The following is a 15870-nucleotide window of genomic DNA, read 5'->3' as shown; positions in this document are numbered from 1 at the left end:
CCGCTGACCACCGGGGGGAGTCGAACGCCGTCCGGAGGACGCGCCCGGCCGTGCTCGCACCACCGCCGGACCTGAGCGCGGCCACAGGAACCCGGGCACCATGGTCGGCATGGCGACTCATCACCCCACCACGACCCCGCGACTGAAGCGCTGGGTGTTCTGGCCCGCAGCGGTCATCGTCCTGGGCTTCGTGGCGTGGACCCTCGTCGCCCCGGCATCGGCAGAGGGCGCCTTCGACACACTGCAGGACGCGATCGTCCAGAACTTCAGCTGGTACTACGTCCTCGTCGCGGCCTTCTTCGTCGCGTTCAGCATCTTCGTCGGCTTCAGCAAGTTCGGCGACATCAAGCTCGGGAAGGACCGCGACGAACCGGAGTTCTCGACCGGCTCGTGGTTCGCGCTGCTCTTCGCGGCCGGCATGGGGATCGGTCTCGTCTTCTACGGCGTCTCCGAGCCGCTGAGCCACTTCGCGGATCCGCGCCCCGGCGTCACCGGGAACGAGGCGTCGCTCGCCCAGCAGGCGATGACGCAGACCTTCCTGCACTGGGGCCTGCACGCCTGGGCGATCTACGTCGTGCTCGGGCTGGCGCTCGCGTACGCGATCCACCGCCGCGGGCGCCCGGTCTCGATCCGGTGGGCCCTCGAGCCGCTCCTCGGGGCCCGCGTCAAGGGCGGGTGGGGCAACACCATCGACGTCGTCGCCCTGATCGGGACCCTGTTCGGCGTCGCGACCTCACTCGGTCTCGGCGTCCTCCAGATCGGTGCCGGCCTCGAGAGCGCCGGCATCGCCGAGAGCACCACGGTCAGCCAGATCGCCATCATCGCCGTGATCACCGCGCTCACGATCGTCTCGCTGGTCACCGGCGTGACGAAGGGCATGAAGATCCTGTCGAACTTCAACCTGCTCCTCGCGGCCGCGCTGCTGCTGTTCATCCTCGTCGTCGGCCCGACGCAGTACCTCCTCCGTGACTTCGTGCAGTCGATCGGCGCGTACCTGCAGGACCTCGTCGGGCTCTCCTTCACCGTGAGCGCGCAGCAGGGCGCGGCCGGCGAGGCCTGGCAGGCGGCCTGGACCACGTTCTACTGGGGCTGGTGGATGTCCTGGGCGCCGTTCGTGGGCATCTTCATCGCCCGCATCTCGAAGGGCCGCACGGTGCGGCAGTTCGTCTTCGGCGTCCTGCTCGTGCCGACCGCGCTCACGATGCTCTGGTTCGCCGTGCTCGGCGGGGCCGCCGTCCACCAGCAGATGAACGGCGGGGGCCTGGTCGGCAGCGACGGCTCGGTCGACGTCGAGGGGTCGCTGTTCACCCTGCTCGGGGACCTGCCAGCGGGGACCGTCCTGACGTTCGGCGCGATCCTCCTCATCGGCGTCTTCTTCGTGACCTCGTCGGACTCCGGGTCGCTCGTGATGGCCATGCTCGCCTCCGGCGGGGACATCGAGCCGAAGAACTGGCTCCGGGTGTTCTTCGCGGGCGTGACCGCACTGCTCGCCATCGCGCTCCTGCTCACCGGCGGCCTCAACGCCCTGAAGACGGCGGCGATCACGACCGCACTCCCGTTCAGCATCGTGCTCCTGCTCACCTGCTGGTCGACCGTCATCGCGTTCAGCCGCGAACGCCGGGCGTACGACCGGGCGGAACGGGCGCTGCTCCTGGAACGCGTCGGCGAGTACTACGGCCTCGAGGTCGACGCACCCGCGGAGCGCGGCGTCCAGACCGGACTCGGTCGACCGTGGCGGGTCATCCGGCAGCGGCTCCGCCCGACCCGGGGCACGGCACGGCCGGAGGTCGCGCACGAGCCGGACCCGCCGGTGAGCACCGCCGCGGTGTCCCCGGACCCGGCACTCGACCCGCGGCTCGACGTGGCGGTCGCCCGCGACGAGGGCACGACCGCGGACCGCTGAGGCACCGTCGCGGCGGGAGCGACGAGCTGCGCTCCCGTCGCAGCGTCAGCGTCAGCGTCAGCGTCAGCGTCGTGCGGTCGTGCGCCGCGCGACGAGCCGCGGCTCGACGAGGATCTCCCGTGCCGGGGCGTCCGGGTCCGCGATGCGGGCGAGCAACCGCTCACCAGCACCCCGGCCGATCTCGACGCTCCGGTCGTCGATGCTCGTCAGGCCGACGTAGCGGGTGGCGGCGACCGGGGTGTCGTCGTACCCGATGACCGAGACGTCCTCGGGCACCCGCAGGCCCCGCTCGGCGAGGCCCGAGAGCGCCCCGAGGGCCATCACGTCGTTCGCGGCGAACACCGCCGTGACGTCGGGGTGCTCGTCGAGGAGGACCCCGACGGCACGGACACCGGCGTCCTCGGTGGGCTCACCGGGCAGGACCGCACTGACGACGGAGGCGCCGGACCCGGCGGAGGCGACCCGTGCCTCCAGGCCGGTCCGTCGTTCGTCGGAGGCGGCGGAACGCGCCCCGACGAAGCCGATGCGCGTGTGCCCGAGGCCGAGCAGGTGGTCGGCGGCGATCGCGCCGCCGGTGCGGTCGTCGTTCGCGACCGTGTCGGCGCGCGGGATCGCGACGCGCCCACCCGCGATCACCAGCGGCATGGACGCGGGGACCGCCAGGTCCGTCTCGGGCTCGCCGGCGATCACGATGCCCTCGACGCGCATCGAGAGGAAGCCCTCCACGGGCGAGGCGTCCAGACCGGTGTTGAGGAACCGGTCGGCGACGACGAGCCGGTGCCCCTGGTCCTGCAGCGACTCGCGGAGGCCGGTGAGGAGATCGACGAACCACTGGTTCCGGAAGTCGTCGAGCACCACCCCGATCGTGCGGGAGCGTGTCCCCGCGAGGGCGACGGCGGCCGTCGACGGGCGGTAGTCGAGCTCCTGGATGGCCTGCAGCACCGCCGTGCGGCGCTGGTCGCTCACCCGCGGGGAGCGTTGCAGGACGAGCGAGACGAGCGACTTGGAGACGCCGGCACGTGCCGCGACGTCGTAGATGGTCGCCGGCTTGCCGCCGGCTGGCTTGCCGTCGCCCATGATCGGCATCGACCTCCTGGTGTCCTCGTCGATCCTAGCGGTGGCGCACTTGGTGCTGTTGTCAGGACATCAGCCTGGAGGCGCGGTGCGGGTCCGCCGCGTCGTGGCTGCCTGGAGGCGCGGTGCGGGTCCGCCGCGTCACTGGCGGTCCGGTGGTCAGCTCGACCGCCGACCGAGTGGCAGGTCCGCCATACCGCCGCCGAGGAACCGGATGTCCTCGTCCGGCAGGGCCGCACGCTGCTCGGAGTCGAGCACGGCCGAGGCATCGTCCGCGGGGTGGAAGCCGATCGCCTCGCCGGCGGACAGGTCGGCGGGGGACCCGGTGTTCCGCGAGACCGCCCACACGACGTGGTGTCCCGGCTCCTGGAGGTCGACCGTCGCCTGCACGAGCCGCGCCAGGTCGTCCGGCGAACTCCACATCAGCAGCGCCCGCCGGCTGCTCGGGCGCTCGCCGAAGGCGCCGATGCGGGCCGAGACCACCGACATGTCGTACCGGTCGGCGAACAGGCTGCCGAGGAGCTCCATCGCGGCCTTGGTGAACCCGTAGTACAGGTCGGGACGCGGGAGCCGGTCGCCCGGGACGCTCGCCGGGGCGGTGCCCTCCTCGGGGACCCGACCGACCGCGTGGATCGAGCTCGCCTGGACGACACGTCGGACCCGGGCTGCCACGGCGGCCTCGAACAGGTTCTTGGTGCCCGTGACGTTGGCGGCGACGAGGGTGTCCCACTCGTCCTCGGTCGGGATCCCGGCCAGGTGCACGATCGTGTCGACGCCGGGCAGGGCGGCCGCGAGGGCGGAGCGGTCGTTCACGTCCCCCTCGACGAAGCGCTCACGGTCCCCGACCGCCGGGTCCGGGCGGCGGGTGTCGAGCAGGACGAGGTCGTGTCCGGCGGCCGTGAGCCTCGGGCGGAGGGCCGTCCCGATGCGTCCGGCCGCTCCGGTGATGAGCAGCGTCGCCATGTGCGCGACGGTACGCGGGGGTGGGTGTGCGGCGGTGCGGGTGTGCGGCGGAGCGGGTGTGCGGCGGTGCGGATCGCTGGCGCACAACCGAAGGCACCTCGAACCGCGCGATGGCGTGGTGCGAGGCGCCTTTGGTTGTGCAAGGGCAGCGGCCCGCGGCCCGGCGTCAGCCGATGAGGCTCGGCCGGAGGTCCCGCAGCGTGCGACTCCGGGTCTGCCGGGCGGTCACGACGTACGACACGAGCAGCGCCCCGAGCAGCCAGCAGAGCAGCACGCCCGTGTCCGACCACGCCGCCGCCGCGGACCCGCCGTACATCGTCTGCCGGATGGCGTCGACCGAGTACGTCATCGGCAGCGCGAAGTGCAGCGCCGCCAACGGCCCCGGCAGCGTCTGCCACGGGAACGTCCCGCCGGCGGTCACGAGCTGCACGAGCATGAGCACGAGGCCGAGGAACTGCCCGACGGACCCGAGCAGCACGTTGAGCGCCATGATGATCGCCGCGAACGTGGCCGAGGCGAGCACCATGATGCCGATCGTCGGGCCGGCCTGCACCACGTTCAGGTCGAGCGCGAACCGGACGATGAGGAACAGCGCGACCATCTGCACGACCCCGAGGAGCGCGGGGGTGAGCCAGCCGCCGAGCACCACCCGGAGGGGCTTCCGCACCGCGGTGATCGCCCGCTTCGAGATCGGCTTGAGGATGAGGAACAGCGCGTACATGCCGATCCAGGCTGCGAGGGAGATGAAGAACGGGGCGAGACCGGCGCCGTAGTTCCCCGCCGAGGCCACGTTGTCGTCGCCGACCTTCACGGGGTCCGAGATGACGGACGCCTGGTCCTCGCGCGACGACGCGGTCGACGACGGGATCTTGGTGCGGCCGTCGTCGAGCTTGTCCGCGAGCTCCGTCGAGCCGCTCTCGAGCTTCGTCAGCCCGGACGCGAGCGACTTCGCGCCCTCGTCGGCCGAGGCCGCTCCAGAGGCGAGCTGGGACGCGCCGCTCGACAGGGACGGCGCGGCCGCTGCGAGCTTCGAGGTCCCCGCGGCGACCTGCGACGCGCCGCCGGACAGGGTGGACGCGCCGTCGGCCGCGGTGGCGATCCCGTTCGCCAGGGTCGGCGACGCGTCGGCGAGCTGCTGCGTCCCGGCGGCGACCTGGGCCGAGCCGTCACGGAGCTGGTCGATCCCGGTCAGGGCCTTCTCGACCTTCGCGAGCTGCTCCTGGTTGCCGGAGTCCGCGAGCTGCTGCTCGACCGTCTGCTCGATGACCGCCTGCGCCTCAGGCGACAGCTCGACGCCCTGCTTCGCCGCCGCCGCGGTGATCGCCGCGTTCACGGTGTCGGGGGAGAGCGCCTCGAGTGACTCCAGCGCCGGGTCGGTCGAGTCCGACAGTGTCTGCAGACCCTTGGCGACCTGCTGCGCGCCGGAGTTGAGGCGAGCCGTGTCGGACGGCAGTGATGCGGTCTGCTGTTGCGCGTCGGCGAGCCCGGACGCGAGCTGCGACGCGCCCGAGGACACCTGCTGCGCCCCGCTGTCCAACTGCTGCGTCTGCGACGGCAGGTCCGCGGTGCCGGCGGCGAGCTGTGCCGCCCCCGAGGAGAGCTTGCCCGTCCCGTCGGCGAGTCGGTCGGCCCCGTCCTTCGCGGTGGTGGCCCCGGAGGCGAGTTGACCGGCCCCGTCGACGGCGTCGCCGAGGCTGTCGCGTACGTCCGCGAGTCCGACGAGGAGTGTCTTCGCGGCCTGCTTGCCGACCCGCTCGGCGACGGCGGTCCGCATGGTCTTGCCCGCCTGCTCTGCGATGGTCGACGCGAGGTACGAGTTCGTGTCGGCGGTCGTCATCGTGAGCTTGGCCTGTTCGGGGTCGTCCGACTGCGCCGACACGAGCGAGGACGAGAAGTCGTGCGGGATCGTCACGACGAAGTCGTAGGTGCCGTTCCGGACCCCGGAGCGTGCATCGGCCGCGGAGGTCTCCGTCCACGCGAAGTCGTGGCCGTCGATCGCCTCCTTCGTGACGTCGTCGCCGTAGTCCACCCGGTCGCCGTCGAGCGTGGCGCCGGCGTCCTGGTTGACGATCGCGGCGGGGACCTGGTCGAGCTTGGCGTAGGGGTCGCGGTTCGCCCACAGGTAGGCGCCGCCGTAGAGCAGCGGCACGCACATCAGTGCGATGAACGCGAGGCGGGCGAGGGGCGTGGCGGTGAGGCGCGCGAGCTCCGCGCGGACGAGCGAGGTGGTGGTCACGTCAGGACGCTTCCTGGAGGCGCGGGTCGTCTCCGTCGGTGGCGGTCGCGTCGTCGGGGCCGTCGGTCGTGGTCGGGGAGGGGATGGTGTCGAGGAGGGCTACGGCGGTCTGCGCCGCGGCCTTCGACGTCACGAGGAGGACGGTCACGCCACGGAGGGCGACGTCGCGCACGACGGCGAACCAGTCCTCTACGGCGCCGCCGTGCCGCTCGGGCGAGGTGACCACCAGTCCGGTGACACCGTCGCGGAGCAGGGCGAGTTCGACGAGCAGGCGGATGCGGACCTCGGTGGGGACGCGCTGGACGTGGGTGTCGGCGTACTGCGCCATCCCGAGTGACTCGAGCACCGTGTCGACGTGCTCGCGCGACGGTCGCTGACCGGCGTAGGCGAGTTCCTCGCGGACGATGCGTCGGCAGCTCATCACGGGGAAGGGCTCGGCGACGCCGGGGGTGTCGACGAGGGCGAACGAGCCGCGCACGGCTGCCGGGTCCTCGTGCCCGTCGACGAGCACGCGACCCCGGTCGGGTCGCATCCGGCCGCCGGCCACGAGCGACGCGAGCACCGGGGCCTGTTCGGTCTCGACGGCGACGATGCCCGGTCGACCGGGTCCGGCCACCGCGGACACGGTCGGCAGCGCGGCGCCGGGCTCCTCGCCGATGCCGACGTGGTCGAGTTCGAGGGTGCTCATGCGGAGGGCTCCTGGGCGGTGGTGGTCGACGGGCTGGGTTCGGAGAGCAGGGCGGTGCGCCAGTCGATGCCGGTCACGCCGAGCGCCGACAGGACGACCATGCGACGTCCGGCGGCGTCGGAGGTGCCGGAGCGGGTCGCCTCGTCGAGCACGGCGATGCACGCGTCCTCGACGAGCCGGCCGAGCGCGTCCGGGGTGACGTCGTCGCGCATGATGCCGTCCGCGATCCCGAGCGCGCAGGCGTCGCGGACGCGGGCCCGGACCGGTGCGAACTCGGCCGCCACCGACTGGATGAAGGGTTCCCGGACGGCGACGGCCGCCATCGAGCGGACGTGCGAGACCTCGGCCCAGAGCGCCACCGCGATCGCGGCGATCCGAGCGGCGGCCGGCACCTCGACGAGGTCGGCAGCGGTCGGCATCGCGGCGGCGATCCGGGCGGCGCCGATGGTGACGACCTCGCGGACGAGGTCGTCACGGGACGGGAAGTGTCCGTAGACCGCACGGCGCGACAGACCGGCGGCGGCGGCGATCGTCTCGAGGGAGGCGTCCGGGTCGCGCTGGAGTTCCGTCTTCGCGGCCTCGATCAGTGCCGCCCGGTTCTCCGCGGCGTCCCGGCGGGGTGCGCGAGTGGGCGCAGCAGGCGTGGTCATGGCCCCCATCCTAATAAACTGCACATGGGTGTGCAAGTTAAGCATCGTGTACCCCCGAACGAGGGACGGTCCTCCGAAGAGGGGACTAGGCGACCTGAAAGGAAGCAAATAGCTTCACAGGAATTCCACGAGAACCACGGACAGAGCCAGGAGTGCCCTTTGAACCGTGCAACACCGAACCCGAACCCGACACCACGCCGCCTCGCGCGCGTCCTGACCGCCGGCATCGCCGCCGCGGCCCTGACGTGCGCCGGGCTGGCGGTCGGCGGCACCGCCGTCGCCGCTCCCGCAGGCGTGTCCATCCCCGAGCTGAAGCTCGCGCAGCCCCTGCGTGACGCGAAGCCCACGAAGACGGTCAGCGCGTTCGTGCGCACGACCGGGAAGGGTGCGCTCGAGGTCGACGCGCAGGCGAAGGGCGGGGACCTCTCCCGCTCGAAGTCCCCGTCGACGCAGGCGAAGCAGCGTGTCCAGTCGATCCAGTCCACGACGGAGGCCGTCCGCGCCGCCGTCAAGAAGGCCGACCCGCGGTCGACCGAGCTCTACGCCACCGAGTACACCGTCCCCGGGGTCGCGGTCGTCGCCGACGTCGACGCGCTGCAGCAGATCGCGAAGCGCTCCGACGTCGAGAGCATCATCCCGCTCACCCCGAAGAAGATCGTCGAGCCGACCGTCAACGCCGACGCGTCCGCTGCGCCCTCCGGCGTCGACCCGAGCACGGCGAAGGCGGGCGTCGACGGCGTCGCCCCGAAGAACGCCGCGAGCGACGTCTACACCCGGGCACTCAACGCCTGGACCCAGACGGGGCACACCGGCAAGGGCGTCAACGTCGCGGTGCTCGACACGGGCCTCGACTACACGCAGGCCGACTTCGGCGGTCCCGGCACGGCCCAGGCGTACGCCGACGCCCTCGCCTCGACGTCGGCGCCGGCAGCCGGTTCGTACGACCCCGCGAAGTTCCTCGGCGGGTACGACTTCGCGGGTCCGACCTACAACGCGGACCCGACGAGCGACGCCTACCAGCCGGTGCCGGCACCGGACGACAACCCCATCGACGGCAAGGGCGGCGACCACGGGACGCACGTGTCCGGCACGGTCGCGGGCTACGGCCTCACCGCCGACAAGAAGACCTTCGACGGCGACTACACCAAGCTGACCGCCCAGCAGGTCCAGGACATGTGGGTCGGTCCGGGCACCGCGCCGGAAGCTGGTCTCTACGCCCTCAAGGTGTTCGGGGACGGGGGCGGCTCGACCGACCTCACCGGCGCCGCACTCGACTGGGTCGGCCAGGCGCTCACCCAGGGCAAGGACATCAACGTCCTCAACCTCTCGCTCGGCTCCGACTACGGTGCGCCGGACGACCCCGACAACGCGAAGATCGACGCCCTCACCGACCGCGGCGTGCTGCCGGTGATCGCCTCGGGCAACGCCGACGACTTCACCGACATCGGGGGATCCCCCGGGACCGCCGAGGGTGCGCTGACCGTCGCCGCGAGCGCCACGGGCCAGTCCCTCTACGACGGCGTCCAGGCGACCGCGCCGAGCTCGGTCGCGAAGACCTGGCGGGCGCAGTACTCGCAGGACTACTCCGGCACGCTGCCCGTCGAGGGCGACGTCGCCGTGCCGACCACGAACGTCGACGGCTGCACGGCCTTCACCGGTGCGGACAAGGCCGCCATCGCGGGCAAGGTCGCGTGGCTGAAGTGGACCGACGGCGCACTCGAGTGCGGGTCGAAGACCCGCTTCGACAACGTCACGGCCGCCGGCGGCGTCGGCGTGCTCCTCGCGGGCACCGTCAACACCTTCGACTCGGGCATCGCGGGGAACGCGACCATCCCGGGTGCCGAGCTGACCAAGGACAGCGTCACGGGCCTCCAGACAGCCGCGAAGGCGGGGACCCTGCACGTGCGCTTCGCGGACGAGCTCGAGGGCTTCCAGCTGGCGACCGACCCCGAGGCCGTGAACACCCTCGCGTCCTTCACCAGCCGCGGCGTCCACGGCTCCTTCGACGACATCGTCAAGCCGGACATCGCCGGTCCCGGCGTCAACGTCATCTCCGCCGCCAACGGCACCGGTGACGGCCGCATGTCGATGAGCGGCACCTCGATGGCCACGCCGGACGTCGCGGGCATCGCCGCGCTGACGTTCGAGTCGCACCCGACCTGGGGTGCGGACGCCGTCAAGGCAGCGCTCATGAACACCGCGACGCACGACGTGAAGGACGGCAACACGGTCGCGAACCAGCTCCGTCAGGGCACCGGCCGCGTCGACGCCCTGCAGGCCGTGAACGCCGACACCACCGTGGTGAGCGTCGAGAACGGCAAGCTCGTCACCGCGTCCTTCGGCGTCGTCGAGGTCGCGGACAAGAACACCACCGCCGAGCGCTCCCTGCTCATCACGAACAAGGACTCGGTCGCGCACACGTACGACGTGGCCTACCAGTCCCGTGTGACGCAGCCGGGCGTGACCTTCTCGCTCGACAAGCAGCGCGTCACGGTCCGTCCCGGCGGCGGCGCGGTCCTCAAGCTGACCATGCGGGTCGCCGACCCGACGCAGCTCCGTCGGGTGATCGACCCGACGCAGGAGGCCGTGCAGCAGGGCTACCAGCGCGAGTTCGTCGCGGCGGCGACCGGCCTCGTCACCTTCACGCCGACCGACAAGACCGTCGAACCGCTCCGACTCGGCACCTACGCCGCGCCGAAGCCGGTGAGTGCGGTCACGGGGAGCAGTGTGACCTTCACGGGCTCCACGAAGGCGCAGCTCACCCTGACCGGCCGTTCCGTCGACCAGGGCGGCCTGACCACCGGTTACCACGCCGCGGTCGCGCCGTTCGTCCTCGGTGGCACGTCGCCGGCCGAGTCGTTCCCCGCCGGTTCGGCCCAGCAGTCGCTCCGCGCGGCCGACGTCCGCTCCTACGGGGCGAGCTACGACAAGGCATCGGACGTGCTCGCGTTCGGCGTGCAGACCCAGGGCCCCGACGCCAACCCCGGCGCCGTGACCAACGTCGAGGTGTACATCGACGTGGACGGTGACGGCACGGACGACTACCTCGTCTACGACGCCAAGTCGTCGGTGGTCGACGCGACGTTCGTCACGACGGTCGACCTGCACGCGGCCGAGGACGAGGACCCCGTGGTCGACGCGTACCCGCTCAACGCAGGGGCGCCCGGCCAGGACGTCAACACGTTCGACAGCGCGGTGAAGGTCCTGCCGGTGACGGCCAGCCTGATCGGCGCGACCGGCAAGCAGGTCAGCTACCACGTGGAGACCGAGTCGGCCTACGCGACCGGTGTCACGGGCGGCTCCGTGGTCGACACCACCCCGGCGACGACCTTCGACCTCGCCAAGCCGGCGCTGACCTTCGCCCAGTCGGGCGCGGGCGGCACGCTGTTCGCCGACAAGGGGTCGCTGCAGGTGACCCGCGCGAGCGGTGCCACGAGCGAGAAGGTCCTGCTCCTCCACCTCGGCAACGCGGTGGGCAAGCAGGCCCAGACCGTCTCGACCAAGGTCGTCACGAAGCTCGCCCTCAAGCCGGGCAGCTCGGTGTCGATCAGCGGGACCGCCAAGGTCGGCAAGACGCTGACCGCGGCGCACGGCGAGTGGGACGCGGGCAGCGCGAAGGTGACCTACTCGTACCAGTGGTACCGGGACGGGAAGGCCATCGGGAAGGCCACGGCCGCGAAGTACACGGTCAAGACGTCCGACCGCGGCAAGAAGCTGACCGTCAAGGTCGTCGCGAAGGCCCCGGGGTACCTGGACGGCTCCGCCACCTCGAAGCCGACCCCGAAGGTCACGAAGTAGATCCGTCGGGTCCGCCTGGAGTGCGCTGACGGGACAGGTAGTTAGACAAACTAGTTGTTTCGTGGAATGGTGATCACATGCGACAGCAGAGCGACATCAAGCAGCTCCGGGCGAACCCCACGGAGTGGCGTCGACGCGGTCTCACCCCGCCCGACGTGATCCAGGCGATGGTCGAGGAGCGGCTCCGCGAGCCGGGCCACAGCCAGCCGGTCGGGGACCCCGCGTACGCGGACTTCTTCCGCAGCTAGCTGCGAAGGCGGGCGCGGTTCGGGCGCGACCGAGCAACGAACGGGAGGCACGGTGCCAGCTGGCACCGTGCCTCCCGTCCGTCTGTCGGTCGTCCTCGACCGGTCGTCCCGCCTGTGGATCAGGCGTCCGGTCGTTCGTCGGTCGCTTCGCGGCCGCGGTCCGTCTCGGGCATCACGTCCTGCGGAGCGTGCTCGACCGAGCCGATCCCGCCGTCCGTCAGTTCCTCGGCCTGCTCGACGTCCTGCAGGCGCTCCGGGTCGTCGATGGGGTCGCTCATGGTGGTGGTCCTTCCGTCGTGGCATCGGAGTCCCAGCGTGCTCGGTCCGGGGCTCCGTGCACTCAGGAGCCGTCCGGACGGTGGCGTGGAGGTGACCAGCCGATAGACTCGGGTGGACCACCGACCGAGCCGGTCGCGTGCGGTCCTCCGCCAACGTGAGGAGAACCAGATGCCCGCAGCAGTCATCATCGGCGCCCAGTGGGGCGACGAGGGCAAGGGGAAGGCCACCGACCTCCTCGGGTCCCGCATCGACTACGTCGTCAAGTTCAACGGCGGCAACAACGCCGGGCACACGGTCGTCGTCGGCGGCGAGAAGTACGCGCTGCACCTCCTGCCGTCCGGCATCCTCACGCCCGGGGTCACCCCGATCATCGGCAACGGCGTGGTCGTCGACCTCGAGGTCCTCTTCCAGGAGCTCGACGCGCTGAAGGCCCGCGGCGTCGACGTCTCCCGGCTGCTCGTGTCGGCCAACGCCCACGTCATCACGCACTACCACCGCACCATCGACAAGGTGACCGAGCGGTTCCTCGGCAAGCGGCAGATCGGCACCACCGGCCGGGGCATCGGCCCCACCTACGCCGACAAGATCAACCGCGTCGGCATCCGCATCCAGGACATCTTCGACGAGAACATCCTGCGGCAGAAGGTCGAGGCTGCCCTCGACCAGAAGAACCACCTCCTCGTGAAGGTGTTCAACCGCCGCGCGATCGACGCCGACGAGGTCGTCGAGTCGCTGCTCTCGTTCGCCGACCGACTCCGCCCGATGGTCGCCGACACCGCGCTCGAGATCCACCGGGCACTCGAACGCGGCGACACCGTGCTCTTCGAGGCCGGCCAGGCAACCATGCTCGACGTCGACCACGGGACGTACCCGTTCGTGACGTCCTCCTCCGCGACCGCCGGCGGTGCCGCCACCGGCTCCGGCATCGGCCCGGGCAAGCTCGAGCGCATCATCGGGATCGTCAAGGCGTACACGACCCGCGTCGGCGCCGGGCCGTTCCCGACCGAGCTGTTCGACGAGTCGGGGGAGTTCCTGCGCGCCAACGGCTTCGAGTTCGGCACCACCACCGGACGTCCGCGCCGCTGCGGCTGGTACGACGCCCCGATCGCCCGGTACACGGCGCGCATCAACGGCGTGACGGACTTCGTGCTCACCAAGCTCGACGTCCTCACCGGGCTGGACACCATCCCGGTCTGTGTGGCGTACGAGGTCGACGGCCAGCGCGTCGACGAGGTCCCCGTGAACCAGTCGGACTTCCACCACGCCAAGCCGATCTACGAGGAGTTCCCCGGCTGGACCGAGGACATCACCGGCGCCCGGTCGTTCGAGGACCTGCCGCAGGCCGCGCAGGACTACGTGCTGGCCGTCGAGCGGATGTCCGGCGCCCGGATCTCGGCCATCGGCGTCGGCCCCGGCCGTGACGCGATCGTCGTCCGGCACGACCTCCTCGGCGCCGCACCGACCGCGTCCTGACGATGCGCGTCCTGTTCGTCTGCAGCGGCAACCTCTGCCGGTCTCCGCTCGGCGCACAGGTCCTCACCGCCCGCCTCGGCCGTGACGCCCCTGCGTTCACGGTCGAGTCGGCGGGCACCATCGCGCAGGACGGCGCCCCGATGGACGAGGCCGCTGCCGCGCAGTCGCGTCGGCTCGGCGGTTCGCCGGACGACCACCGTGCGCGGTACCTCACCCCCGCGATCGCCGGTGCCGCGGACCTCGTGCTCACCGCCGAGCGAGCGCACCGGGCCGCGGTGGTCTCCCTCGCTCCCCGTGCCACGAAGCGGGCGTTCACGATCGTGCAGTTCGCACGGGTGCTCGACGCGCTGGAGCCCGCCGACCTCTCCGGTGTGTCGACCGTGCCGGAACTCGTCGAGCGGGTGGCTCGGCTCCGGGGTTCGGTGCCGCCCCCGGTCGACCCCGCGGACGACGACGTCGACGACCCCTACCGTCGGTCGACGGCGACGCACGCCCGGGTGGCGGACGAGATCGGGGCCGCCGTGGCGACGATCGCGGACGCCCTGCGCGCGGTGCGCTGAGCGCTGCCTGCTGGCCGCTGGCGGCTGGCTGCCGCCTGCTGCCTGGGTGCTGCCTGCGGCTGCGTGCTGCCGAGTCTCGAGCTGAGCGACCAGTCTCGCGGCCGCGAGCGCGAACGTCGTCGCCCACCACGAGTCTCGCGGGGGCGTCGCCGAGTCTCGCGGGGGCGTCATCGACGCTGTACCCCGGGATCCGGTTCATCCACGGAGCGAGTACCCCGTCGGGGGACGTGTACCCCGAATTGTCGTCATCAGCCCCCGGAAACCCGGGCCTCGGCGATGGAGAGCATTGACGCAACCCGTGAATGCACGCGGGCGGGTGGCGTGTGGACCGTGCTGTCTCGTAGCGTTCTGGTGTCAGCAGATGTACCCCGGAACGCGAAGGAGCACGACATGAGCACGACCGTCCAGACCGACACGCGAGCCGAGGTCACGCTCGACACCGACACCGTCGACACGATCGCGATCCTCGAGGCCGACGCTGCCGTCCACGGGCGTGCGAGCCGCGCCAAGCTCACCTGGACCCAGGAGGACGAGGACGAGTGGGTCGCCAACTACGGCGGCTACTTCGGGGGCTCGGTCGACAAGCGCGACGGCCGGTACGTCGCGTCGGACACGTTCGGCCTGGTCGTCGGCGACTTCGGGTCGCTCGAGGAAGCCCAGGGCCGACTCGCCGACCAGCTGCACGTCATGCTCCCGGCCGTCATCCGGCCGGTCGCGTAGTGCCGGGCGACCATCCGCGCCCGTCATCGGACGGGGCCACCGACAACAGCACACCGCACAGCACCACGGCGCACCGCGCCACCAGCACCAGGAGCACCACCATGAGCACCCCCGTCGCGTCCGGCCAGCACACCGAGGTGGACGTCGACACGGCGACCATCGAGCTCATCACCGGGATCGGCGACGGGATCGTCTCGCCCGAGGCGCCGGCCCGAGTACACGTGGTGTGGTCCGAGGCGGACGCTGGTCTCTGGGCAGCGAACTACGGCGGGTACTACGGGGGAGTCGTCGACCAGCAGGGCGCGCACTTCTTCGTGTCGGACACCTTCGGTCAGTACGTCGGAGACTTCCGGAGCCTCGAGGAGGCCCAGGACCGCCTCGCCGAACGGCTCCACGTGCTCCTGCCGGACGTCCGGCGGACGCTGGACTGATCTGCGTCCCACCCACCGACACACCACGAGAGACCCCGCCCGCGAGGCGGGGTCTTCGTCGTCGGCCCGACGATCGTCAGCCGACGGGGTCGATCAGGTGCGGTCCCTGGTTCCGGACGCTGTTCACGGTCCGTGCGACCTCGTACTGCTCGAGCCCGGCTGCGACCGCGAGCGACTCGTGGTCGAGCAGGGCGAGCAGGTCGTCCGTCCCGAGCTCGCCGTCGAGCCAGTCGTCGTAGCCGTCGGGCGTGAGGAACGCCGGCATCCGATCGTGTACCTCACCCGGGGCGACGTGGGCGTCCCGCGTGATGATCGCGAGCGACAGCCGCCACTTGTCCGGGTCGTCCTCGGGCTTCGTCGGGTCGGGCCAGGCGCTCACGACGCCCGCCATGGCGAGGGCGCCGCCGGGCTCGTGGACGAAGTGCGGCTCCTTGCCGTCCTCGCGCACGACCCACTCGTAGTAGCCCTGCGCGGGCACGATGCACCGGTTCGTCGCGAACGCCCGCTTGAACATGCCGCTCGTCGCGACGGTCTCGATGCGGGCGTTGATCGGCTTCGGGCGCTGCTTCTGGAAGTCCTTCGCCCAGCTCGGCACGAACCCCCAGCTGATCTGCGGGAGTTCCCGGTGCCCGTGCCGCTGTCGGACGGCGTACACGGGGTCGGTCGGGGCGACGTTCCAGCTCGGGGCCAGGCCAGCGCGGACCTCACCGGTGTCCTCGTCGACGTGTTCGGTGCGCGCGGCGAGCTCACCGACGAGTTCCGGGAGCAGGTCGGCGGTGGTGTCGGAGACGACGAACCTTCCACACATGCCGCCAGTCTGCCCGGGACCGCCGACAGGCGCCCGTGC

General features: G+C 71.6%; 14 protein-coding genes. 7 read left to right on the top strand and 7 right to left on the bottom strand.

What is annotated here, in order from left to right; translation table 11 throughout:
• Positions 1 to 109: 109 nt before the first annotated feature.
• Positions 110 to 1903 (top strand): BCCT family transporter, encoded by a 1794-nt coding sequence (locus ACIPYW_RS03085; protein WP_400410627.1) that lies wholly within the window; start codon positions 110 to 112, stop codon positions 1901 to 1903.
• Positions 1904 to 1966: 63 nt separating this feature from the next.
• Here the strand turns inward: ACIPYW_RS03085 and ACIPYW_RS03080 are convergent, their stop codons facing one another.
• The 5 genes from ACIPYW_RS03080 to ACIPYW_RS03060 all read right to left on the bottom strand — a co-directional run bounded on the left by ACIPYW_RS03080 (position 1967) and on the right by ACIPYW_RS03060 (position 7514).
• Positions 1967 to 2989: a LacI family DNA-binding transcriptional regulator gene (locus ACIPYW_RS03080; protein ID WP_400410625.1), complete on the bottom strand. Its 1023-nt coding sequence runs from the start codon at positions 2987 to 2989 to the stop codon at positions 1967 to 1969.
• 147 nt (positions 2990 to 3136) lie between these two features.
• Positions 3137 to 3940 (bottom strand): NAD-dependent epimerase/dehydratase family protein, encoded by an 804-nt coding sequence (locus tag ACIPYW_RS03075; RefSeq protein WP_400410623.1) that lies wholly within the window; start codon positions 3938 to 3940, stop codon positions 3137 to 3139.
• 166 nt (positions 3941 to 4106) lie between these two features.
• Positions 4107 to 6176 (bottom strand): YhgE/Pip family protein, encoded by a 2070-nt coding sequence (locus ACIPYW_RS03070; protein ID WP_400410621.1) that lies wholly within the window; start codon positions 6174 to 6176, stop codon positions 4107 to 4109.
• Between the two features lies 1 nt (position 6177).
• Positions 6178 to 6864, bottom strand: a complete 687-nt coding sequence (locus tag ACIPYW_RS03065) for a hypothetical protein (RefSeq protein WP_400410619.1) — start codon at positions 6862 to 6864, stop codon at positions 6178 to 6180.
• Complete coding sequence (locus ACIPYW_RS03060; RefSeq protein ID WP_290132856.1) at positions 6861 to 7514, bottom strand: TetR/AcrR family transcriptional regulator; 654 nt, start codon at positions 7512 to 7514, stop codon at positions 6861 to 6863. The genes ACIPYW_RS03065 and ACIPYW_RS03060 overlap by 4 nt, the downstream gene beginning before the upstream one ends.
• 159 nt (positions 7515 to 7673) lie before the next feature.
• Between ACIPYW_RS03060 and ACIPYW_RS03055 the strand changes: the two genes are divergently transcribed.
• Both ACIPYW_RS03055 and ACIPYW_RS03050 read left to right on the top strand, forming a co-directional pair.
• Entirely contained in the window at positions 7674 to 11312 is a 3639-nt protein-coding gene (locus ACIPYW_RS03055) for a S8 family serine peptidase (protein WP_400410617.1), read from the top strand.
• 77 nt (positions 11313 to 11389) lie between these two features.
• Positions 11390 to 11560, top strand: a complete 171-nt coding sequence (locus ACIPYW_RS03050) for a hypothetical protein (protein WP_290132854.1) — start codon at positions 11390 to 11392, stop codon at positions 11558 to 11560.
• A 119-nt stretch (positions 11561 to 11679) separates the two neighbouring features.
• On the opposite strand, the gene ACIPYW_RS03045 is transcribed toward ACIPYW_RS03050, so the two are convergent.
• Positions 11680 to 11838 carry a hypothetical protein gene (locus tag ACIPYW_RS03045; RefSeq protein WP_400410615.1) on the bottom strand — a complete coding sequence of 53 codons (159 nt, stop codon included), beginning with the start codon at positions 11836 to 11838 and terminating at the stop codon, positions 11680 to 11682.
• 169 nt (positions 11839 to 12007) lie between these two features.
• Here ACIPYW_RS03045 and ACIPYW_RS03040 point away from each other — a divergent pair, with 169 nt between their 5' ends.
• The 4 genes from ACIPYW_RS03040 to ACIPYW_RS03025 all read left to right on the top strand — a co-directional run bounded on the left by ACIPYW_RS03040 (position 12008) and on the right by ACIPYW_RS03025 (position 15023).
• Positions 12008 to 13312, top strand: coding sequence for an adenylosuccinate synthase (locus tag ACIPYW_RS03040; protein ID WP_290132852.1), 1305 nt, complete (start codon positions 12008 to 12010; stop codon positions 13310 to 13312).
• A gap of 2 nt (positions 13313 to 13314) precedes the next feature.
• The gene (locus ACIPYW_RS03035; RefSeq protein ID WP_400410613.1) at positions 13315 to 13872 is read left to right on the top strand and encodes a low molecular weight phosphatase family protein; all 558 of its coding nucleotides are present in this window, start codon (positions 13315 to 13317) and stop codon (positions 13870 to 13872) included.
• A gap of 390 nt (positions 13873 to 14262) precedes the next feature.
• Positions 14263 to 14592, top strand: coding sequence for a hypothetical protein (locus tag ACIPYW_RS03030; protein ID WP_290132850.1), 330 nt, complete (start codon positions 14263 to 14265; stop codon positions 14590 to 14592).
• 101 nt (positions 14593 to 14693) lie between these two features.
• Positions 14694 to 15023, top strand: coding sequence for a hypothetical protein (locus tag ACIPYW_RS03025; protein ID WP_400410611.1), 330 nt, complete (start codon positions 14694 to 14696; stop codon positions 15021 to 15023).
• A 76-nt stretch (positions 15024 to 15099) separates the two neighbouring features.
• Here ACIPYW_RS03025 and ACIPYW_RS03020 read toward each other — a convergent pair whose 3' ends face one another.
• The gene (locus tag ACIPYW_RS03020; protein ID WP_400410610.1) at positions 15100 to 15831 is read right to left on the bottom strand and encodes an SOS response-associated peptidase; all 732 of its coding nucleotides are present in this window, start codon (positions 15829 to 15831) and stop codon (positions 15100 to 15102) included.
• Positions 15832 to 15870 lie beyond the last annotated feature (39 nt).

Source organism: Curtobacterium sp. NPDC089689, assembly GCF_044749145.1.
In the GTDB taxonomy this organism is placed as follows: Bacteria; Actinomycetota; Actinomycetes; order Actinomycetales; family Microbacteriaceae; genus Curtobacterium.
This window is presented reverse-complemented; position numbering and strand designations above follow the sequence as displayed.